Below are 21,128 nucleotides of genomic sequence, written 5' to 3'. Positions count from 1 at the left end.
CTCAGCCTTCCTGGAGTTCGTTGAGGGTGCTCAGGCCGTGCTCGATGAAGACCGGGACCAGCTCGCCGATCCGGTCGAAGCCCGCGCCCACCGTCTGCCCGAGCGTGTAGCGGTAGTGGATGCCTTCGAGGATCACCGCGAGCTTGAACCAGGCGAAGGCCGTGTACCAGGCGATCGCCCCGGTGTCCCGCCCCGAGCGGGCGGCGTAGCGCTCGATCAGCTCGGCCGGCGCCGGGTGGCCGGGCGCCGCGCTCGTCGTGCTGACCGGGGAATCGGTCAGGCCCAGGTCCGAGCTGTACATCACCAGCAGTCCGAGGTCGGTCAGCGGATCGCCGAGCGTGGACATCTCCCAGTCCAGCACCGCCCGGATCGTGTCGTCCGGGCCGCCGATCAGCACGTTGTCGAGCCGGAAGTCCCCGTGCACCACCGTCGGGGCGGGGGAGTGCGGCAGGGTCCGGCCGAGCGCGCCGTGCAGTTCGTCGATCCCGGCCAGCTCACGGCCGCGCGAGGCCGCGAGCTGCTTGCCCCAGCGCCGCAGCTGCCGGTCGAGGAAGCCCTCCGGCCGGCCGAAGCCGCCGAGGCCGACCGCCTCCGGATCCACCGCGTGCAGCTCGACCAGGGTGTCGACGAGGCCCAGCACCGCCCGCCGGGTCCGCTCCGGGCCGATGGCGGCCAGCTCGCCGGCCGTCCGGTACGGCGTCCCGGTCACGTACTCCATGACGTAGAACGGCGCGCCGAGCACCGACTCGTCCTCGCACAGCAGGAGCGGTCGCGGCACGGGTACCGCGGTGCCGTGCAGGGCGGCGATGACCCGGTGCTCGCGCCGCATGTCGTGCGCGGTGGCCAGGACATGGCCCAGGGGCGGGCGGCGCACCACCCAGCGGGAGGCGCCGTCGGTGACCTCGTACGTGAGGTTCGACCGCCCGCCCTCGATCAGCCGGCCGGTCAGTGCCCCGGTGACGAGCCCCGGCCGGGCGGTGTCGAGGTACTCGCGCAGCCGCTCCGGGTCGAGGCCGCGGGGGCCGGCCGGGCCGGGCTCTGTTGCTGGGGTCATGGGCGCGCCTCCGTGCGGAGTTGACGATGACGGAACGGACGGAAGCCATCATGCCGACCAGTCGGTATGTCGTCCAGAGGGTTCGGCCGGAAGAGTTCCGGAGCCCCGCGGCGGGCGCGCCGCGGGAGTCCGGCCCGGACGCGCGGGGACCAGGCGTGATGCTTCGGGCGTCCTGCTCGGGCGTCTTGCTCGGGCGCGGGGCTCAGGCGTGGCAGAGGATCGGCGTCCCGCCGTTCATCACCGTCATGTCCTTCAGCACCGCCGCGATGTCCAGAGGGGCCCCCTCCGGCTCCCCGGCCAGCTCCGCGTACGCCCGGTGCAGGTTCGCCACCAGGCGCTCGCTCTCCCGCCAGGCCGCGAACTCGCCGAGCTCCGCCCGCCGGGCCACCTCCAGCGGGGTCAGGCCCTCCGCCCGGCCCTCCCCGGCCAGCTCGGCCACGTACCGCAGGTAGCGCTCGGTGGACTCGTAGGCCGAGGGGTCGGTCAGCGGCCCGTGCCCCGGTACGACGGTCTCCGCGCCGAGCGAGCGCAGCAGCTCCAGCGCCCGCAGCGACCCGGACAGCGAGCCCATCGCCAGGAACGGCGTGCCCCCGGCGAAGATCAGGTCCCCCGTGAACACGATCCGCCGCTCGGGAAGCCACACCACGGAGTCCCCGGTGGTGTGCGCGACGCCCGGGTGGACGACCCGTACCTCGGTGTCCCCCAGGTGCAGGGTCGTGCGGTCGCTGTACGTCAGATCGGGCGGGGTGATCTCCACGGCGCCGAAGTCGTTGGCGGGCCAGATCATCTCCAGCTGGTGCCCGGCGGCGAGCTGCTCGGACCGCGCGTTGTCGTGGCCGAGGATCAGCGCCCCGGGGGCGAACACGCCGTTGCCGTAGGTGTGGTCGCCGTGGTGATGGGTATTGACCACCGTGCGCGGCAGCGGCACCCCGGCCGCCAGCACCGCGTCACGCAGCGCCAGCGCCCGGCGCTCGGTGGCGGCCGTGTCGATGAGCAGCGTCCGGCCGCCGTCGCTCACGAAGCCGGCGTTGTTGAGGCACCAGCCGCCGTCCGGCTGGACGTAGGCGTACACCCCGGCGGCGGGCTGGACGACGTAGGGTTCTTCGGCGGTCATGTGCGCTCTCCCCGGCTCGCTGTGACAGGCAGTCGGCATCCTGTCAGCCCTCGCGACGCCGGGGGGAGTGCGGGGTCGCGATTCCTCAGTGGTCGTCGTAGTGACCGTCGTGTTCCGCGTGCCGGTGGCCGTCGTGCACGTAGTCCACGTGGTCGCCGTGCGGGACCGCTTCGTGCCCGCAGCCCGGGCGGTGGGCGTGGTCGTGGTCTTCGTGGGCGGTGTGGCCCGAGGGCTCGCACTCGTCCCAGTGCCCGGAGTGCTCCCGGTGCAGGTGGCCGTCGTGCGCGTAGTCGACGTGGTCGCCGTGGTCGACCTCGGTGTGGCCACAGCCGGGGCCGTGGGTGTGCTCGTGCGTGGGGTGCTCGTGGTGCAAGGTCGTCATGCGGCCGAGGCTAGTGCGGATTGCCCCGGATCGCCCGTTCTGTTCCTCAGTGGCGCGGGCACGCGCGACAAGGCGGACCATCACATCAGCGGTTCAGAGGATCACCGCCACCGCGAACGCCGCCAGCGCCACCGTGCACCCCACCACCGCCAGCGCCGCGCGCGGCGCCAGCCCCGGCGGCCGCTCCGCCGCCAGCTCCCGGATCCGCCGGTGCGCCGCCCACAGGAACGCCACCCAGAGCAGCGCGATCACCGCCGCCCCGCCCACCTCCGACGGCGAGCCCGACCCGCGCAGGGCCTGGCGCAGCGCCAGTACCGCCACCACCGAGCACGCCAGCGTCGTACGCCGCCACGCGAGCCGGGTCCGCTCCGGCTGGAGCCCGGCATCGCGCGCCGCCGCCCCGGAGGTGCTCACCGCCCCGTCGTCCAGCCGAGCAGGACGACCACCATCATCGCCACCGCGACCAGCCCCACCCCCAGGCTCAGCAGCACCGGGAACCGCGACGGCGGCAGGTCCTCGCCCCGCCGCATCGCCCGCTCGCACCGCACCCAGTGGTTCACCGCCCGCAGTGCACAGGCCGCGCCCACCGCGAGCAGCGCGAGCGACATCCCGACCCGCACGCCCCAGCGCAGGTCCGGCAGGAACTGGTCGACGGCGAAACCGCCGCCCACCAGCGCCAGCGCCGTCCTGATCCAGGCCAGGAAGGTGCGCTCGTTGGCGAGCGAGAACCGGTAGTCGGGAGTCTCGCCCTCGTCCCGCAGCAGCCGCGGCGCGAACCAGAGCCGCACGTCCTTGACGAAGTCGATCACCTGATCAATCTACTGGCGGGACTCCCGGTACGCGCGCAGCCGCCGGTACGCCTCCAGCCCGTCCGGCACCCACGGCCACTCTCCGCCGGCCACCCGCGCCGCCAGCTCCTCCTCCGTGAGCCACGCGTGCCACGCCACCTCCGACACCTGCGGGGACACCGGCATCTCGCACCGCACCTCGTGCACGTACGACCACCAGGCCCCGCCCGGCCCCTCGTAGAGGAACTTCAGCAGCGGCTCCGGCTGTCCCAGCCCCGACACCCCCAGCTCCTCCTCGGCCTCGCGCAGTGCGGCCTCGGCGTACTCCTCGCCCGCGCCCAGCACCCCGCCCACGAACATGTCGTAGGCCGAGGGGAACACCAGCTTCGACGCCGTCCGCCGGTGTACGAAGATCCGCCCCTCGGCGTTCCTGGCGAGCACGAACACGCACCGGTGGAGCAGCCCGCGGGCGTACACCTCCCCGCGCGGGGCCTGCCCCGTCACCCGGTCGTCCCGGTCCACCACGTCCAGTACTTCATCAGCGGCACTCACGGCGGTCATCCAACCACGCGGCCCTCCCGTCGCCGCTGTTGACTGGTTACCGCTCCGTAGCAAAGGATCTGCCCCACCACAGCGACCGGAGGACGGGTTCCCATGACGTACGACGCAGACGTGACCGTGATCGGGGCCGGGCTGGCGGGCCTCGTGGCCACCGCCGAGCTCGTCGACGCGGGGCGCAAGGTCATCCTGCTCGACCAGGAACCCGAACAGTCCCTCGGCGGCCAGGCCCACTGGTCCTTCGGAGGCCTCTTCTTCGTCGGCTCGCCCGAACAGCGCCGGATGCGGATCAAGGACAGCCGCGAACTCGCCCTCCAGGACTGGTACGGGACCGCCGGCTTCGACCGCGAGGAGGACGCCTGGCCCCGCCGCTGGGCCGAGGCCTACGTGGACTTCGCGGCCGGCGAGAAGCGGCCCTGGCTGCACGCCCAGGGCGTCCGCTTCTTCCCCGTCGTCGGCTGGGCGGAGCGCGGCGGCTACGACGCCAACGGGCACGGGAACTCCGTCCCCCGCTTCCACATCACCTGGGGCACCGGCCCCGGCCTGGTCGAACCCTTCGAACGCCGGGTCCGTGCCGGAGTGGCCCGCGGCCTGGTCCAGCTCCGCTTCCGCCACCGGGTCACCGGCCTCGGACGCACCGCCGGCGCCCTGGACACCGTGACGGGCGAGGTCCTCGCCCCCTCCGACGCCGTACGGGGTACCGCGAGCGGCCGCGAGAGCACCGGGGAGTTCTCCCTCCGGGCCCAGGCGGTGATCGTCACCAGCGGCGGCATCGGAGGCAACCACGACCTGGTGCGAAAGCAGTGGCCCGCCCGCCTCGGCACCCCGCCGGACCGGCTGCTCTCCGGGGTCCCGGCGCACGTCGACGGCCTGATGCTGGGCATCGCGGAGGAGGCGGGCGCCAGCCACATCAACAAGGACCGGATGTGGCACTACACCGAGGGCATCGGGAACTGGGACCCGATCTGGGCCAAGCACGGCATCCGCATCCTGCCCGGGCCGTCCTCGCTGTGGCTGGACGCGACCGGGAAGCGGCTGCCCGTACCGCTGTTCCCAGGGTTCGACACCCTCGGCACCCTCGACCACATCATGAAGACGGGCCACGACCACACCTGGTTCGTGCTCAACCAGCGCGTCATAGGCAAGGAGTTCGGCCTCTCGGGCTCGGAGCAGAACCCGGACCTCACCGGGAAGTCCGTCCGCGACGTCATCGACCGCGCGCGGCAGGCGGTGCCCGGGCCGGTCAAGGCGTTCATGGACAAGGGCGCGGACTTCGTCGTCGAACGGAACCTGGCGGCGCTGGTGCGCGGCATGAACGCGGTCACCGGCGAGGACCTCCTCGACGAGGCCACCGTCCGCGGCGAGATCGTGGCCCGGGACCGGGCGATCGCCAACCCCTTCACCAAGGACCTCCAGGTGACGGCCATCCACGGCGCCCGCAAGTACCTCGGCGACCGGCTGATCCGCACCGCCGCGCCGCACCGGATCCTGGACCCGAAGGCGGGCCCGCTGATCGCCGTCCGGCTCTCGATCCTGACCCGCAAGTCGCTCGGCGGGCTGGAGACCGACCTCTCCTCCCGGGTCCTCACCGGTTCCGGCGACCCGCTGCCGGGCCTGTACGCGGCGGGCGAGGCGGCCGGCTTCGGCGGCGGCGGGGTGCACGGCTACCGCGCGCTGGAGGGCACCTTCCTCGGCGGCTGCATCTTCTCCGGCCGCGCGGCCGGCCGGGCCGCCGCCGCGGCGGTCTCCTAGCCGGGCCGGGGGCCGCCGGGGCCCCTGCGGGCCGGGCCGGGGCCCCGGGTCCGCGGGGGCGGTACGGCTAGGACGCCGGGAGCCGGGTGAGCACCCGGAACCGTTCCATCACCACGAGCGTGTCGTCGTCCACCGTGTACTCCGGGTCGCCCAGCGCCTCGCGGATCGGCGCGCTGTGCCAGAACCCCTCGTGCGAGGTACGCCATTCGGCCACTGACGCGTACCCCTCGCCCTCGTCCAGCGCGTGCCGCAGATCCACCTCCGCGAGCCGCACCACCCGTACGTCCGTCACCTCCACCACCGCCACCGCCCGCTCCGCCGAATCCAGCAGGAGGCTGCGCTCACCCGGCACCGGCAGCGGTTCGCCCTCGGCCTCGTATTCGGGGAACAGCCCCGTCGTCGCGGTCTTCGCGCCGCTCAGCACCGCCGCCACCAGCTGGTCGCGCAGCGGTCCGGGGAAGCCGAGCAGGTACGGAGGGAGATCTTCGTAGGTGGTCATCCGTCGACCTTACGACGGACGCCCGCCCGCCCCCGCGAGGACCCCGCGCCTCGCAGCGGGTCCCAACTCACCCCCTCGGAAGACCAGTTGAAACACGCCACCCAGTGGCCTGGACCTTGACTCGGAGCTGTGCGTACCGCTTTGCTGTGCGTGATCATCCGGATGCGCTCGTCCGCCTGATCCCCTTGCCCGCCCGCGCCCGCGTCCTGGAGGGAACCCGCGGTGTCCCCGCCCCCGCCGCCCCTTCCGCGCGCCCGCAAGCGGGACGCGCAGCTCTTCGACTCCGCCCTCTGTGACACCGAACTGGTCGACGTCCGAAGCCAGTTCACCCAGGGCCGGTGGTCCAAGGCCCGCGCCCTCCTCGTCGCCACCGCGGACGACTGGGACCGCCGCGGGCACCGCGTCGTCGCCCTCGCCGAAACCCCCGCCGCCACCGCATGGTCCCGCGAATGGCTGCTCGCCGAACCCGACAGCGTCGACGCCGCCACCCTGCTCGCCTGCGCCACCGTCTTCGGCGCCCTGCGCGGCAAGGGCGCCCCCGAGGCCGCCGAGGACGCCTGCCGCCGCGCCGCCGCCCTGCTCCCCGCCGACCCCACCCCCTGGCTCGGCCTGCTCCTGCTCTCCCGCGCCTTCGGCTCCGAGGAGGAGTTCAGCCGCCACTTCGACCAGGTCCGGGCCCGCCACCGGGAGCACCACCACGCCCACCACCTGATGGTCGCCAAGCTGGCCGAACGCGCCCCCGCCGCCGGACACGACCCGCTCCACGAGGTCTACGACTTCGCCGCCTGGGCCGCCGAGGAGTCCCCGGCCGACTCCCCGCTCGCCGTGCTCCCCGTCATCGCGCACGCCGAGCGCTACCGCGTGCTCGCCGCGACCCACGGCCACACCTTCGAGAGCGCCGGCCAGCACTGGTCCGGCCGTCGCGCCCGACAGGTGCTGCGCTCCGCCTTCGACTGGTGGCTGGAGTGGGAGCGCGAGGACCACCCCCGCAACCGGGTCGACCTCAACTTCCTCGCCCACGCCAAACTCTGCGAGGGCCGGCCCGCCGAGGCCGCCGCCCTGTTCCACCGCATCGGGCGCCACGCCACCCGCGCCCCCTGGTCCTATCCGGACCTCGACCCGCACAAGGCCTTCCTCGCCGCGCGCAACGCCGCGCTCGGCTCCGCCTAGCCCCCGGCGCCACTCCGCCGCCGCCGCGCCAGCCCCGCCCGCCCCCGCAACCACCGCCCCGCGAAAGGACGCCGCCATGCCGACGGCCAGATCCACCACGGCCTCGAACCCGGCCGAGATACGCACGTACAAGGGCGAGGACCGGGCCCTGCGCGCGGGCCGCCTCGGCACCGCCGGCCTGCTGCTCTCCGTACTGGCCGCCAGCGCGCCCCTCATGGTCGTCGCCGGGGTCATGCCGACCACCTTCGGCGTCATGGGCATCGTCGGCCAGCCCCTGCTCTTCGTCATCCTGGGCGCCGTCCTCGCCCTGTTCAGCATCGGCTACGCCGAGATGAGCCGGCACGTCCACAACGCCGGCGCCTTCTACGCCTACATCGCGCGCGGCCTCGGCCCCACCGCCGGCGCCGCCGCCTCCGTCGTCGCCCTCGTCGCGTACAGCGCCATGCAGGCCGGCGTCTACGGCATCCTCGGCTTCGAGATCTCCGGCCTCCTCGCCACCTACCTGAACGCGGAGCTCGCCTGGTGGATCCCCGCCCTGCTCGCGGTCGCCGCCACCGGCGCCCTCGGCTGGCTGAAGATCGACCTCAACGCCAAGGTGCTCGGCGTCCTCCTCCTCATCGAGTGCGCCCTCGTCGTCATCTTCGACCTCGCCGCCCTGGCCAAGCCCGGCGCCGAAGGCCTCTCCCTGCACGCCTTCAACCCCGACACCCTCGGCGGCGCCGGCCTCGGCACCGCCCTGTGCTTCTGCATCGCCGCCTTCGTCGGCTTCGAGCAGTCCCCGGTCTACGCCGAGGAGACCAGCAAGCCGCACATCGTCGTCTCCCGCGTGATGTTCCTCGCCGTCGGCTTCGTCGCCCTCTTCTTCGCGCTCAGCGCCTGGGCCCTGACCGTCGCCACCGGACCCTCCGAGGTGGTCGAGACCGCCGCGGACGCCGGACCCGGCCTGCTGTTCCAGCTCACCGAGAACCGCCTCGGCACGACCTTCACCGACGTCCTGCACGTGCTCTTCGTCACGGGCATGTTCGCCGCCATGATCAGCTTCCACAACGTCGTCGCCCGCTACGCCTTCGCCATGGGCCGCGAGGGGCTGCTCCCGGCCGCCTTCGGCCGCACCAACCCCGGCACCGGCGCCCCCGGCACCGGCTCGCTCCTGCAGACCGGCATCGCCGCCGTCGTCGTCCTCGCCTTCGCCCTCACCGACGACCTGCCGGCCGGCGACCCCACCGCGCCCGTCCTGCACCTGTTCACCTGGATGGGCAGCGTCGGCGCCCTCGGTGTGACGCTCCTCATGGCCACCGCCTCCTTCGCGGTCATCGCCTTCTTCGTCCGCCGCGGCACCGCCGGCGCCCAGGTCTGGCGGCTCGTCGCGGCCGGCCTCTCCGGCCTCGCCCTCGTCGGCATCGCCGTCTACACCGTCAAGGACTTCGGCGTCCTCATCGGCGCCGAGGAGGGCTCCGCGCTCAGCTGGGTGCTCCCCGCGATCATCGCCGCCGCGGCCGTCGCCGGCCTCGTGAGCGGCCTCCTGCTGCGCCGCCGCAACCCGGCGGCACACGGCCGCATCGGCCTTGGGAACGAGGCGTTCCGCCTGGATCAGGCCGCCGGATCCGACCCGGCCGAATAGCCCGCAGCGCCACGCATTCCAGCTTCCCCGAGGCCCCCGGCACCCGTTTCCATGGTCGCCGGGGGCTTCCGCATGCGCGGCCCGGGTTTTGGCGAGGGGCGGGCCTCATGGTCTCCTGGGGCATAAAAACCACCGGAACGCGACACAGGGGACACCACCGAGCGCCCCTGAGCGGCGGTCCGCGACCTGCCTGTCCCACCCACGAAGGCGAAGCCCTACATGAGTGACCGCACCTTGACCGAGGCCGCCGCCCCGGCGTCTTCCCGCCATGTCGACGCCGGCGACGAGGGTTACAGCAAGGACCTCAAGTCCCGCCACATCAACATGATCGCGATCGGCGGAGCGATAGGCACCGGCCTGTTCCTCGGAGCCGGCGGCCGCCTCGCCGGAGCCGGCCCGTCCCTCGCGATCGCCTACGCGGTGTGCGGCGTCTTCGCCTTCTTCGTCGTCCGGGCCCTCGGCGAGCTCGTCCTGTACCGCCCCTCCTCCGGCGCCTTCGTCTCGTACGCGCGCGAGTTCATGGGGGAGAAGGGCGCCTACACGGCCGGCTGGCTGTACTTCCTCAACTGGTCCACGACCACCGTGGCCGACATCACCGCCGCCGCGACGTACGCCCACTTCTGGTCGATGTTCACCGACGTCCCCCAGTGGGTCCTCGCGTTCATCGCCCTCGCCGTCGTCCTCACCGCGAACCTGATCTCGGTGAAGTACTTCGGCGAGATGGAGTTCTGGTTCTCCCTGGTCAAGGTCGCCGCCCTCACGATCTTCCTGATCGTCGGCATCTACCTGGTGGCCACCAGCCACGACATCGGCGGCAACACCCCGGGCCTGGCCAACATCACCGACAACGGCGGGCTCTTCCCCTCCGGCGTCCTGCCGATGCTCCTGGTGATCCAGGGCGTGGTCTTCGCGTACGCCTCCGTCGAGCTGTGCGGCGTCGCCGCCGGTGAGACCGAGAACCCCGAGAAGATCATGCCGAAGGCGATCAACTCGATCATGTGGCGCGTGGGCATCTTCTACGTCGGCTCGGTCGTCCTGCTGGCCCTGCTGCTCCCGTACACCTCGTACTCCGGGGACCAGAGCCCCTTCGTCACCGTCTTCGACAAGCTCGGCGTCCCCGGCGCCGCCGGCGTCATGAACCTGGTCGTCCTGACCGCCGCGCTCTCCTCGCTGAACTCGGGCCTCTACTCCACGGGCCGCATCCTGCGCTCCATGGCCGTGTCCGGCTCCGCCCCGAAGTTCACCGGCGTCATGAACAAGGGCAAGGTCCCCTACGGCGGCGTCCTGTTCACCGCCGCCTTCGGCATCGCCGGAGTCGGCCTGAACTACTTCATGCCGAAGGACGCCTTCGAAATCGTCCTGAACTTCGCCTCGCTCGGCATCCTCGGCACCTGGGCGATGGTCATGCTCTGCTCGCTCCACTTCTGGCGCCGCGCGCAGCAGGGCACCCTGGAACGCCCGTCCTACCGGCTGCCCTGGGCCCCGTACACGCAGATCGTCACGCTGGTGTTCCTCGTGACGGTCCTGGTCCTGATGTGGTGCGACGGCGGGGTCGGCCGCACCACCGTCCTCTTCGTCCCGGTCATCGGCGCCGCCCTCGTCGGAGGCTGGTTCCTGGTCCGCGGCCGCGTCGCGGAGATCGCCGCCTCGCGCCGCTGACCCCGTCGGCGGTCAGCGAGAAAGGGCCCCCGGGCTCGGGATCCGTCCCGAGCCCGGGGGCCCTTTCGCTGCCCCGGCCGCCCGGGCTGGGGGCACAACGAAGAAGGACCCCGCCGGAGCGGGGTCCTTCTCTTCTGTGTCCGAGGGGGGACTTGAACCCCCACGCCCGATAAAGGGCACTAGCACCTCAAGCTAGCGCGTCTGCCATTCCGCCACCCGGACAAGGTGTCTGTCTCGCGGCCCTTGGCCGTTCCGACGTGGAAAACATTACCAAACATTCCGGGGCCCCGATCACACCCCCCATCGGCCGGGGATCGTCCTTGGGGAGAGCGGCCCGGAGCGGGAGGATGGGAGGAGTCCGGTACCGATCAGTGGGAGGAAGCAGCGTGAGCGAGACGAGCGCGGGCAGGACCGTTTCCGGCGAGGACGAGGTGGTCGACCTCTGCCGGGACCTCATCCGGATCGACACCAGCAACTACGGCGACCATTCCGGGCCCGGCGAGCGGAAGGCGGCCGAGTGGGTCGCCGAGCAGCTCGCCGAGGTCGGCCTGGAGCCGCAGATCTTCGAGTCGCACAAGGGGCGCGCCTCGACCATCGCGCGCATCGAGGGCGAGGACCCCTCGCGGCCCGCGCTGCTCATCCACGGGCACACCGACGTGGTCCCGGCCAACGCGGCGGACTGGACGTACGACCCGTTCGCGGGCGAGATCGCCGACGGGTGCCTGTGGGGCCGCGGCGCGGTCGACATGAAGGACATGGACGCGATGACGCTCGCCGTCGTGCGCGACCGGATGCGCAGCGGCCGCAAGCCCCCGCGGGACATCGTGCTGGCCTTCCTCGCCGACGAGGAGGCGGGCGGCATCCACGGGGCCCGCTACCTCGTGGACAAGCACCCCGGGCTGTTCGAGGGCGTGACCGAGGCGATCGGCGAGGTCGGCGGCTTCTCGTTCACCGTCAACGAGAACCTGCGGCTCTACCTCGTCGAGACCGCCCAGAAGGGCATGCACTGGATGCGGCTCACGGTGGAGGGCACCGCGGGCCACGGGTCGATGACGAACAACGACAACGCGATCACCGAGCTCTGCGAGGCCGTCGGCCGGCTCGGCCGCCACACCTGGCCGGTGCGGGTGACCAAGACCGTACGGTCCTTCCTCGACGAGCTCTCGGACGCCCTCGGGACCCCCCTCGACCCCGACGACATGGACGCCACGCTCGCCAAGCTGGGCGGCATCGCCAAGATGGTCGGCGCCACCCTGCGCAACTCGGCCGCGCCGACGATGCTGGGGGCCGGCTACAAGGTCAACGTCATCCCCGGCCAGGCCACGGCGCACGTGGACGGCCGTTTCCTGCCGGGCTACGAGGAGGAGTTCTTCGCCGACCTCGACCGGATCCTCGGCCCGCGCGTGAAGCGCGAGGACGTCCACGGGGACCGGGCGCTGGAGACGGACTTCGACGGCAGGCTCGTGGACGCCATGCAGGGCGCCCTCAAGGCCGAGGATCCGATCGCGCGCGCCGTCCCGTACATGCTCTCGGGCGGTACGGACGCGAAGTCCTTCGACGACCTCGGGATCCGCTGCTTCGGCTTCGCGCCGCTGCGGCTGCCCCCGGAGCTCGACTTCGCCGGGATGTTCCACGGTGTGGACGAGCGCGTTCCGTTGGACGGGCTGAAGTTCGGCGTGCGCGTGCTCGACCGATTCATTGACAACGCCTGAGATTCGGGTGGGTGTGCGGATTCCACTGAGAAGAGTGAATGCGCTCATACGCTCGTAGCCCTGGTGATCCCTCCTCGTTACAGGTGGTGCGGTCCGCGGCTGGGACCGCACTTGCCTACTAGGAGGAACAATGCTCAAGAAGGTTGTCGCCGCTGCGGCTGCCACCGGTGGTCTGCTGCTCGCTGGTGCGGGCCTGGCTTCCGCCGACGCGGGTGCCCAGGGTGCGGCCATCGGCTCCCCCGGTGTGCTGTCCGGCAACGTCGTTCAGGTCCCGGTCCACATCCCGGTCAACGTCTGCGGCAACACCGTGAACGTCATCGGTCTGCTGAACCCGGCCTTCGGCAACACCTGCGTCAACGCCTGACGCATCTGAAGTTCTGGCCCCGGAACGCATTCCAGCGTTCCGGGGCCGCCGGGCTTTCAGGCCCGGAATCCGATCTTTTCGGCGTGCGCAGCGGGGGAGCCGGTACGGCCGGTACGCCGACCGAACGACCACATCAGGGGACGAGTACAGATGCGACAGGTCACCAGGAAGACGCTGGTCACGATGGCGGCGGCGGGTGGTGTTCTCGCCCTGGGCGGGGGCTACGCACACGCCGACTCCGGCGCGGCGGCGTCAGGACGCGCCGCGAACTCTCCGGGCCTACTGTCCGGCAACCACGTGCAGGCGCCCGTCGACGTGCCGGTGAACGCCTGCGGGAACACGGTCACGGTGGTGGGAGGGCTGAACCCGGCCTTCGGCAACCGCTGCGCGAACACCGCCCAGCCGACGAGGCCGGACAGGCCGAACCCTCCGGGGAACCCCGGTACCCCCGGGAACCCCAGTACTCCCGGGAACCCCGGGACCCCGGCCCAGCCCGATGAGCCGGACGAGCCCTGCGACGACGATGAGCCCGGCCAGCCGGGGAACCCCGGTACACCGGGACACCCCGGCCACCCGGGACACCCCGGTCACCCCGGTCACCCGGGGAACCCCGGCACACCCGGCACACCCGGCACCCCGGGCACCCCCGGAAACCCCGGCACGCCCGGTACCCCCGAAACCCCGGGTACCCCCGGAAACCCCGGCACTCCGGGGCAGCCGGGCACGCCGGGCACGCCTGGCACTCCGAGCACGCCGGTCACCCCCGCGCCCCCCGGCCAGTCGCTGGCGGCCACCGGCGCCGGTGACGTCCTCAGCGCGGGCGTACCGCTCGCCGGCGGCCTGCTGCTCGGCGGCGCCGTGCTCTACCGGCGGGCGCGCAACGCGGCCTGACCGGCTCGTACGACGCGGGCCCCGCCCGGGGCCCGCGTCACCAGGTGGCGCGTACCTGGCGGATGATCCGGCGGCGCAGCCGCACCCGGCGGCTGCCGTCCCGGTGCAGGCTCAGCCGGTCGAGTTCCCAGTTCCCGTACTCGGCATGATCGGTCAGCAGGCGGGTCGCCTCCTTGCGAGGAACCCCGCGCGGCACGTACACGTCGACAAATTCGTATTCCGGCATCGCATCTATTGTGCAAGCAGAGCCCTGCTACGGATAGCGTCTGCTCTATGTCTGATGCCGCTCTGCCCACTGTTGCCGAGGTACGCGCCGCCGCCGAGGCGGTCAAGGCCGCGCTCGACCGTCACCTCGCCGCGGTCGAGAGCAGGACCGGGGAGGAGGACCCGGCCGTCTACGCGGCGTTCAACGAACTCGCCGCCGCCGCCGAGGAGTACGACGAGCTCCTCTACGACCGGTACGACGAGGTCACCCCGTTCGAGATCCCCACGCCCGAGGACCCCGTCCCGTACACCGGGCCCGCCGAGCCCGCCTCCTTCAGCGTGCTCATCCGCCGCGACTACGCCGTCGTGGAACCGCAGCGGCTGATCGCCCAGGCCGAGCGCCTCATCGCGCTCGACCGTGACGCCGACCTCGATGAGGACGCCGGTTCCGCCGGGGCGCTCGGGGTGCTCTTCGGGGAGTACGAGCCCGATGAAATCGCCTCCCGGTACAAGGAGTTCGGTCTGGAGGAGGGCGATTCCACGCTCTGGATCGCGACGTCTGAGGAGGTCGCGGAACCGGGGGAGTGGCTCAACTCCCCCTTCGGGCACACCGATCCGCAGGACGTCCTGCACCGCTTCGACGTGAGCTCCGTCTTCGACGAGGAGTCGGAGGACTACGAGGACGACGAGGCGGCCGATGAAGAGGACGAGGAGGACGACGAGCCCGTGGAACCCGGTCTCGCCCCCGCCTAGGCCCTCTTCGAGGTCCGTCGGCCCCGGCCGACGGCCGACCACGCAGCGGCCCCCGCCCACCGGGCGGGGGCCGCTCGCGTCACTCCCCGGGCTTTTCCCGCGCCGCCTCGGCGAGGGCGCTCAGCAGGCCCGTGAGCCGGGTCGTGCGCGGCTTCGGCGGCACCTGCGCGACGGCGTGCGCCAGCGCCTGGTCCACGCCGTGCACGACGGACAGGTGCCGCTCGGCCCGCCCGAACGCGGTGTAGACCCAGTCCCGCGACAGCGCCTGCGCCGCGTCCCCCGGCAGGACGACGACCACCGCCGGCCAGCGCGCGCCGACCGCCTGGTGCGCGGTCACGGCCCAGCCGTGCCGGACCTGCGACTCCACCCGGTCCTTCGGTACGACGATCCGCGCGCCGCCGCCGTCCAGGTGCAGCCCCCGCGCGTCGGCCGACACCACGGTCGCCGGGACCGCCCGCCCGGGCGACGGTACGTGGACCACCCGGTCCCCCGGGTCGAAGCCGCCGAACCGGCCCGGGCCGGGGTTCAGCCGCTCCTTGAGGGCGGTGTTCAGGGCGCGGGTCCCGGCGGAACCGCCGTGGCCCGGGGTGATGACCTGGACGCTGTCCGCCGGGATCCTGAAGGCGCGCGGCACCGACTCGGCCACCAGCTGCACGGTGCGGTGCACGGCCTCCCCGGCGTCGCGCACCGGGACGATGACGACCTCCTTGCCGGGCGCGTCGACCTGGTTCAGCTCCCCGATCCCGATGCCGGAGACGAGCTCGCCGACCGGGCCGGGGTCGGGGACGCGGGAGACCACCTGGGGGCAGGCGCGGGCGGCCAGGACATCGGCGAACACCCGCCCCGGCCCCGCGGACCCGAGGACTCCGGGGTCTCCGGAGAGCACCAGGCGGGCCCCGTCGGGGACGGACTCGACCAGTGCGGCCGCGGTCTCCACGTCGAGCTGCGGGGCGTCCAGGACGATGAGCAGGTCCAGCGCGAACCGTCCGTCGGCGTCGCGGCCGGGGCCCTCGGTGCCGGCGAGCAGCCCGGCCGTGGTGACGGTGTCGGGGGCGGGGGCGTGCGCCGCCAGGCAGACACGCAGGCCGAGCTCCCGGGCGGCCGCCGCCAGGGCCCGCGGCTCGGCGCGGGCGGCCTCGCCGCCGGTGTGGGTGACCAGGCCGTGGCCCGCGGCGGCCCGGATCAGCTCGGAGCCGCCGCCCCAGTCCGCCGGGGTGTCGAAGCCGCCCGCCAGCCGGGCGAGGCCGTCGGCCAGGCTCTCCTCGGCCAGGGCGTACCCCTCCAGGCCCACGAGCACCCGTACGGGCCCCGTGTCTTCCCCGGCCTCCTCGCCCTCTTCCGCCTCTTCGGCTTCCGCTTCCTCGCCCTCGTTGAAGACGAGTACGGCGCCGTCGCCGATGGCCCGTTCCAGGGCCTCGGCCGGTGCCGGTACGCCGTACTGCGCGAGGGCGGACTCCAGGGTGGGCGCCTCCAGGGCGGTGTGCCCCTTGAGCGCGGCCTGCTCCAGCAGCCAGCCGACGAGGGCGGCGGCGCGGCGTTCGTCGGCGGGACCGGCCTCGGGGCCGAGCAGGGCGCGGGCGAACCCGTCCGCCTGGGCGGGGCGGACCGCGGCGACGGCGAGGAGCCGCCAGGGGTCTTCGGCGAGCAGGTCGGCGGCGTCCTCGCCGAGGGCGGTCGCGGCGGCGCCGGCCAGGGCCGCGGGGGCCCCGCCGCGCGTGAGCACGGCCTCCACGGAGGCGACGGCGTCCGGCGTGGGCCCGGCGGCGGGCTCCGGGTTCCGGGGCGGCGGGGGAGCGGTGGCGGCGACGGCCTTGCGGGGCGCGGCCGGTGCGTCGTCGAAGTAGAGGGCGGGCGGCTTCTCGCCGCCCTCCACGGCCCGTACGGCGGCCAGCAGGTCGGCGGCCTTGCCGCTGAGCTTGCCGCCGGCCTCGACGGGCGCCTGCCGCTCCGCCTTGCGGCGGGCGATGCGCTCGCGCTCGACCTTCTGCGCGGCCAGCTCGGCCGCCGCCTCGCTGACCGCGGGCGTCTCGCTCCCTGCGGGGCTCTCCCCCACCCCGCCCCTTCCCGAAACCGGGGGCTCCGCCCCCGGCCCCCCATCCCCGACTTCGCCGGAGTCCGCGGGCGCCGGGCCGGCGTCCCCGGCCTCGCCGGCCGCCGGTACGGCGTCGGGCTCGGGTTCCGGCTCGCCGTCCCCGGCCTCCTCGCCGGAGTCGGCCGCCGGTGCGGGGTCGGGCTCCGCATCCGGGGTCGCGTCCTCGCCGGGGGCGCTGGGGGTGGGTTCCGCTTCCGGGGATCCGGTGTCGGCTGGGCCGGAGGCGGTGTGGTCCGGGGACGGGGCGGACGGACCCGGGGTGGGGGTGGTCGGGTCGGCCGCGGAAGCGTCCGGTCGGTCCGTGCTCACAGCGTGCTCCAGTCCTGATCGGGGTAGCGGTGCACCGGCGCCGAAACGTCGTCCAGCGCCTGGCAGATCTCCTCCGGAAGACTAAGCGCCTCCACCGACAGCGCCGCCCCGAGCTGCGCCGACGTCCGCGCGCCGACGACCGGCGCGACCACCCCCGGCCGGTCGCGGATCCACGCGAGCGCGACCTGGAGCGGGGTCACGGCCAGGCCCTGCGCGGCTGTCGCCACCGCGTCCACGATCCGGCCCGCCGCCTCGTCCAGGTACGGGTCCACGAACGCGGACAGGGTCGGCGACGCGGCCCGGGAGTCCACCGGGGTGCCGTCGCGGTACTTGCCCGTCAGGACCCCCCGCCCCAGCGGGGAGGAGGGCAGCAGCCCGACGCCGAGGTCCAGCGCCGCCGGCAGCACCTCCCGCTCCACGCCCCGCTGGAGCAGGGAGTATTCCATCTGGGTCGACGCCAGCCGGGTCCGTACCCCGGGCGCCGCGAGCTGCCAGGTCGCCGCCTTCGCCAGCTGCCAGCCGCTGAACCCGGCCACCCCCGCGTACCGCGCCCGCCCGCTGCTCACCGCCAGGTCCACCGCCTGGAGGGTCTCCTCCAGCGGGGTCGCCGGATCGAAGGCGTGGACCTGCCACAGGTCCACGTGGTCCGTGCCGAGGCGGGCCAGCGAGTCGTCCAGCGCGGCCAGCAGGTGACCCCGGGAGCAGTCGACGCGGCGGTCCGGATCCCGTACCGAGCCGGACTTCGTCGCGATCACCAGGTCGCGGCGCGGCACCAGGCCGTCCATCAGCTGCCCGAGGACGTATTCGGCCTCCCCGCCCCCGTACACGTCGGCGGTGTCGACGAGCGTGCCGCCCGCCTCCCAGAAGGCCTTCATCTGCTCGGCGGCGCCCGCCTCGTCCGGTCCGCCCGCGGAACGGCCCCAGGTCAGGGTGCCGAGGCCGATCCGGGACACGCGCAGGCCGGTGCGGCCGAGATGCCTCTGCTCCATGAGCGCTGAGACTACTGGGGCGCTGACGGAACGGACCTTGGCGCGCTACAGTCCCCGAAACGAACGTTACTGATCGGTAAACCGGTAAGGGGACGACACATGCGGCTCGGCATCAATCTCGGTTACTGGGGTGCGGGCATGGACGCCGACAACCTCGCTGTCGCCCAGGAGGCCGACCGCCTCGGATACGACGTCTGCTGGGCCGCCGAGGCCTACGGCTCGGACGCCGCCACCGTCCTCGCCTGGGTCGCCGCCCAGACCGAGCGCATCGACGTCGGCTCCGCGATCTTCCAGATCCCGGCCCGCCAGCCGGCGATGACGGCCATGACCGCCGCCACCCTCGACTCCCTCACCAAGGGCCGCTTCCGCCTCGGGCTCGGCGTCTCCGGACCGCAGGTCTCCGAGGGCTGGTACGGCGTGAAGTTCGACAAGCCGCTCGCGCGGACCCGTGAGTACGTGGAGATCGTCCGCAAGGCCATGAGCCGCGAGCGGCTCTCGTACGACGGACAGCACTGGACCCTGCCGCTGCCCGGCGGCCCCGGCAAGCCGATCAAGCTCACCGTGCACCCGGAGCGCGAGCACATCCCGCTCTACATCGCCGCCATCGGGCCCAAGAACCTGGAGCAGACCGGCGAGATCGCCGACGGCGCCCTGCTGATCTTCCCCTCCGCCGCGCACCTGGAGGAGACCGCGCTGCGGCACATCCGCGCGGGCCGGGAGAAGGCCGGGCTGTCCATGGACGGCTTCGACGTCTGCCCGACCGTCCCGCTGGCCGTCGGCGACGACGTCACGGCGCTCGCGGACACCTTCCGCCCGTACACCGCCCTGTACGTCGGCGGCATGGGCAGCCCCAAGCAGAACTTCTACAACCAGCTCGCCCAGCGCATGGGGTACGAGAAGGAGGCCGCCGAGATCCAGAGCAAGTACCTGGGCGGCGACAAGGCGGGTGCGGCCCAGGCCGTCCCGCACTCCCTCATCGACTCGACCACCCTGCTCGGCTCGGTCGAGCGGATCGCCGACGGGATGCGGGCCTACGCCGAGGCGGGGGTCACCACCCTCACCCTGGCCCCGGCCGGGTTCACCCTCGACGAGCGGCTCACCGCGCTGCGTGCCGGCACGGAGGCCCTGGAGCGGGCCGGCCTGGCGTAGGGGCCCGCGAGGCATATGGGCCGGCGCGGCACAGGGGCCGGCCCCGCCGCGAGGCGGCTCAAGGGGGCGGTCCGAGGAGAGGTTCTGCGGCCGTGGTGGGGGCTCGGGGGTCTTCCCCGCCACGGCCGTCACAGCCAACAACGCCCGGGGCGTCCGCAGGGTTACGCCTCCGGCGCCGTCCCTTCGGTTCGTTCATTCGGCCGAGTAGTGCGACGTATCGGTTGCCCGTCCGGTAAATCAGCATTTGACTCGGTTCATGCTCTCTGCCCGCAGCCTGTTCCAGGAGATCGTCGACGACGACGACGCCTTCCAGCTGTTCTGCTCCATCGCCGCCAGCGGGGAGTCCCAGGGCGGCTGGGAAAACGGCCGGATCGCGGCGCTGGTCCCGGCGGCCATGCGCGAACTCGGGCCCAAGATCGTCCGGCACGGCGCCGACGAGGACAAGCACGGCCGGATCTTCAACGCCCTGCTCCGCAAGCGCGGCCTGGAACCCGTACCGGTGCCGCCCGAGACCGACTACACGATGCTGCTGGAGCGGCGCGGCATCGGCCTCGCGCACGACAAGCTGCGCCGCGAGGAACCCCTGACCGAGCGGGACATCGTCGTCTACCTCGCGCACAGCCGGGTCACCGAACAGCGGGCCGCCGACCAGATGGAGATGCTGGTCAGGTGCTTCGGGGACCACCCGGAACTCGGCAACGCCATCCGCATGATCAGCGATGACGAGGACAACCACCTCGCGTACTGCCACGAGGAGCTGCTGCGGCTCGCCCGCGAGGGACACGGCCGGACGATCCAGCGGGTGCTGCGCGAGAGCGCGCTCACCGAGATCGGCATCTACCGGGACGTCAGCCTCGCCGTCATGCGTCACATGGGACGGCTGCTGGGCTGGCCCGCGCCGAAGGCCGCCCTGCTCGCCGCCGGCATCCGCGGGATGTACGCCTACGAGCGGTTCAGCGGCTGGCACCGCATGGTCGACCTGCGGATGCCCGAGCGGCGCGACGCCCTCGGCGGCGTGGCGACGGCAGCGCCCGGATTCGCCTGACCGGCCGGCGCTACAGCCAGCCCCGGCTCTTGAACATCCGGTGCAGGCCGAGGCACGCGCCCGCCATCAGCAGGATGACGCCCGGGTAGCCCCACGCCTGCCGCAGCTCCGGCATGTGGTCGAAGTTCATCCCGTAGATCCCCGCGACCATCGTCGGCACGGCCGCCATCGCCGCCCACGCCGAGATCTTGCGCATGTCGTCGTTCTGCCGGACCCCCATCTGCGCCAGGTGCGCGGCCAGCGCGTCCGACAGCAGCCGGTCCAGGCCCTCGATGTACTCGTTCGCCTTGGTCAGGTGGTCGGCCACGTCCCGGAAGAACGGCCTCGCGTGGTCGTGCACGAACGGCACGTTCCCGAAGGCCAGCCGGTCCATCGGCAGCAGCAGCGGGGTCGTGGCGCGCCGGAACTCCAGCACCTGCCGCTTGAAGGCGTAGATCCGCGCGGCGGTGTTCTTGGTGTCGGCGGCGTTCGGGGCGAAGACCTCCGCCTCCAGCTCCTCCAGATCCGCCTGGAGCTCGGCGGCGACGTCGATGTAGTGGTCCACCACCGCGTCCGACACCGCGTACAGCACCGCCGTCGGCCCGTGCCGCAGCACGTTCGGCTCGTGCTCCAGGCGCCGGCGTACGGCGCTCAGCGCGGCCCCCTCGCCGTGCCGGACCGTGACCACGAAGGAGTCCCCGATGAACACCATCAGCTCGCCGGCGGTCACCGTGTCCCGGTCCTCGTCGTAGGACACGGGCTTGAGCACGACGAAGAGGGAGTCGTCGTAGACCTCCAGCTTCGGGCGCTGGTGCGCGGTCAGCGCGTCCTCCACCGCCAGCGGGTGCAGTCCGAACTCCTGGCTGACGTGCTCGAATTCCTTCTCCGTCGGCTCGTGCATGCCGATCCAGAGGAAGGCGTCGCCCGTCGCCCGCGCCTCGTCCAGGGCGTCCGAGAAATCCTCGGGAGCGTTCGAGCGACGGCCGTCCCGGTACATCGCGCAGTCCACAATCACCTGGGCATTGTTCCCTGCCCCGGGCCCAC

21 protein-coding genes and 1 tRNA gene are annotated in these 21,128 nt (G+C 73.0%); 10 read left to right on the top strand and 12 right to left on the bottom strand.

All coding sequences use genetic code 11. The annotated features are described in order from the left end of the window. Nucleotide 1: 1 nt before the first annotated feature. From IE248_RS23560 to IE248_RS23535, 6 genes are all read right to left on the bottom strand, one after another. Complete coding sequence (locus IE248_RS23560; protein ID WP_190031591.1) at nt 2–1,054, bottom strand: phosphotransferase family protein; 1,053 nt, start codon at nt 1,052–1,054, stop codon at nt 2–4. 202 nt (nt 1,055–1,256) lie between these two features. After that, nucleotides 1,257–2,168 carry an MBL fold metallo-hydrolase gene (locus IE248_RS23555; RefSeq protein ID WP_190031590.1) on the bottom strand — a complete coding sequence of 304 codons (912 nt, stop codon included), beginning with the start codon at nt 2,166–2,168 and terminating at the stop codon, nt 1,257–1,259. A gap of 85 nt (nt 2,169–2,253) precedes the next feature. Next, the gene (locus tag IE248_RS23550; protein WP_037797286.1) at nt 2,254–2,550 is read right to left on the bottom strand and encodes a hypothetical protein; all 297 of its coding nucleotides are present in this window, start codon (nt 2,548–2,550) and stop codon (nt 2,254–2,256) included. 93 nt (nt 2,551–2,643) lie between these two features. After that, a complete protein-coding gene (locus IE248_RS23545; protein ID WP_100582367.1) occupies nt 2,644–2,964 on the bottom strand; it encodes a DUF202 domain-containing protein in 321 nt (106 codons plus the stop codon). After that, entirely contained in the window at nt 2,961–3,359 is a 399-nt protein-coding gene (locus IE248_RS23540; RefSeq protein WP_073774723.1) for a YidH family protein, read from the bottom strand. The genes IE248_RS23545 and IE248_RS23540 overlap by 4 nt, the downstream gene beginning before the upstream one ends. Before the next feature lie 9 nt (nt 3,360–3,368). Then, nucleotides 3,369–3,899 (bottom strand): NUDIX domain-containing protein, encoded by a 531-nt coding sequence (locus IE248_RS23535; protein WP_190031589.1) that lies wholly within the window; start codon nt 3,897–3,899, stop codon nt 3,369–3,371. Between the two features lie 93 nt (nt 3,900–3,992). Between IE248_RS23535 and IE248_RS23530 the strand changes: the two genes are divergently transcribed. Then, nucleotides 3,993–5,648: an FAD-binding dehydrogenase gene (locus IE248_RS23530; protein WP_190031588.1), complete on the top strand. Its 1,656-nt coding sequence runs from the start codon at nt 3,993–3,995 to the stop codon at nt 5,646–5,648. A 67-nt stretch (nt 5,649–5,715) separates the two neighbouring features. Here IE248_RS23530 and IE248_RS23525 read toward each other — a convergent pair whose 3' ends face one another. Then, nucleotides 5,716–6,147: an ASCH domain-containing protein gene (locus IE248_RS23525; protein ID WP_037797279.1), complete on the bottom strand. Its 432-nt coding sequence runs from the start codon at nt 6,145–6,147 to the stop codon at nt 5,716–5,718. A gap of 222 nt (nt 6,148–6,369) precedes the next feature. Between IE248_RS23525 and IE248_RS23520 the strand changes: the two genes are divergently transcribed. The 3 genes from IE248_RS23520 (at nt 6,370) to IE248_RS23510 (ending at nt 10,597) form a co-directional block, all read left to right on the top strand. After that, nucleotides 6,370–7,317, top strand: coding sequence for a hypothetical protein (locus IE248_RS23520; RefSeq protein WP_100582369.1), 948 nt, complete (start codon nt 6,370–6,372; stop codon nt 7,315–7,317). Between the two features lie 76 nt (nt 7,318–7,393). After that, a complete protein-coding gene (locus IE248_RS23515; RefSeq protein ID WP_073797145.1) occupies nt 7,394–8,938 on the top strand; it encodes an APC family permease in 1,545 nt (514 codons plus the stop codon). 219 nt (nt 8,939–9,157) lie between these two features. Further along, on the top strand, nt 9,158–10,597 hold the full coding sequence (locus tag IE248_RS23510) for an amino acid permease (RefSeq protein WP_037797277.1): 1,440 nt from the start codon (nt 9,158–9,160) through the stop codon (nt 10,595–10,597). A gap of 137 nt (nt 10,598–10,734) precedes the next feature. On the opposite strand, the gene IE248_RS23505 is transcribed toward IE248_RS23510, so the two are convergent. Further along, nucleotides 10,735–10,819: transfer RNA gene (locus IE248_RS23505), tRNA-Leu, on the bottom strand. Nucleotides 10,820–10,983: 164 nt separating this feature from the next. Between IE248_RS23505 and IE248_RS23500 the strand changes: the two genes are divergently transcribed. The 3 genes from IE248_RS23500 (at nt 10,984) to IE248_RS23490 (ending at nt 13,564) form a co-directional block, all read left to right on the top strand. Continuing rightward, nucleotides 10,984–12,309 carry a M20/M25/M40 family metallo-hydrolase gene (locus IE248_RS23500; protein ID WP_037797276.1) on the top strand — a complete coding sequence of 442 codons (1,326 nt, stop codon included), beginning with the start codon at nt 10,984–10,986 and terminating at the stop codon, nt 12,307–12,309. Nucleotides 12,310–12,439: 130 nt separating this feature from the next. Beyond that, nucleotides 12,440–12,673: a chaplin ChpH gene (gene chpH / locus IE248_RS23495; protein WP_037797273.1), complete on the top strand. Its 234-nt coding sequence runs from the start codon at nt 12,440–12,442 to the stop codon at nt 12,671–12,673. A gap of 150 nt (nt 12,674–12,823) precedes the next feature. Further along, a complete protein-coding gene (locus tag IE248_RS23490) occupies nt 12,824–13,564 on the top strand; it encodes a chaplin (protein WP_190031587.1) in 741 nt (246 codons plus the stop codon). A 37-nt stretch (nt 13,565–13,601) separates the two neighbouring features. Here IE248_RS23490 and IE248_RS23485 read toward each other — a convergent pair whose 3' ends face one another. Further along, the gene (locus IE248_RS23485) at nt 13,602–13,790 is read right to left on the bottom strand and encodes a DUF5703 family protein (RefSeq protein WP_073774709.1); all 189 of its coding nucleotides are present in this window, start codon (nt 13,788–13,790) and stop codon (nt 13,602–13,604) included. Nucleotides 13,791–13,837: 47 nt separating this feature from the next. Here IE248_RS23485 and IE248_RS23480 point away from each other — a divergent pair, with 47 nt between their 5' ends. Continuing rightward, a complete protein-coding gene (locus IE248_RS23480) occupies nt 13,838–14,521 on the top strand; it encodes a hypothetical protein (RefSeq protein WP_190031586.1) in 684 nt (227 codons plus the stop codon). A 79-nt stretch (nt 14,522–14,600) separates the two neighbouring features. Here IE248_RS23480 and IE248_RS23475 read toward each other — a convergent pair whose 3' ends face one another. Both IE248_RS23475 and IE248_RS23470 read right to left on the bottom strand, forming a co-directional pair. Beyond that, complete coding sequence (locus tag IE248_RS23475) at nt 14,601–16,922, bottom strand: helix-hairpin-helix domain-containing protein (protein WP_190031585.1); 2,322 nt, start codon at nt 16,920–16,922, stop codon at nt 14,601–14,603. Further along, nucleotides 16,919–17,911: an aldo/keto reductase gene (locus IE248_RS23470; RefSeq protein ID WP_100582372.1), complete on the bottom strand. Its 993-nt coding sequence runs from the start codon at nt 17,909–17,911 to the stop codon at nt 16,919–16,921. Before IE248_RS23470 ends, IE248_RS23475 begins: the two co-directional genes overlap by 4 nt. 99 nt (nt 17,912–18,010) lie before the next feature. On the opposite strand from IE248_RS23470, the gene IE248_RS23465 reads away from it, so the two are divergent. Next, on the top strand, nt 18,011–19,060 hold the full coding sequence (locus tag IE248_RS23465; RefSeq protein ID WP_008741942.1) for an LLM class F420-dependent oxidoreductase: 1,050 nt from the start codon (nt 18,011–18,013) through the stop codon (nt 19,058–19,060). Between the two features lie 256 nt (nt 19,061–19,316). Further along, nucleotides 19,317–20,105 (top strand): hypothetical protein, encoded by a 789-nt coding sequence (locus IE248_RS23460; protein ID WP_008741940.1) that lies wholly within the window; start codon nt 19,317–19,319, stop codon nt 20,103–20,105. A gap of 10 nt (nt 20,106–20,115) precedes the next feature. Here the strand turns inward: IE248_RS23460 and corA are convergent, their stop codons facing one another. After that, nucleotides 20,116–21,099 (bottom strand): magnesium/cobalt transporter CorA, encoded by a 984-nt coding sequence (gene corA / locus IE248_RS23455; RefSeq protein ID WP_008741939.1) that lies wholly within the window; start codon nt 21,097–21,099, stop codon nt 20,116–20,118. Nucleotides 21,100–21,128: the final 29 nt, after the last annotated feature.

It is taken from the genome of Streptomyces goshikiensis, from assembly GCF_014650555.1.
Classification (GTDB): Bacteria; Actinomycetota; Actinomycetes; order Streptomycetales; family Streptomycetaceae; genus Streptomyces; species Streptomyces goshikiensis.
The sequence above is the reverse complement of the archived record's forward strand: the minus strand, read 5'-3'. Positions and strand labels throughout refer to the sequence as shown.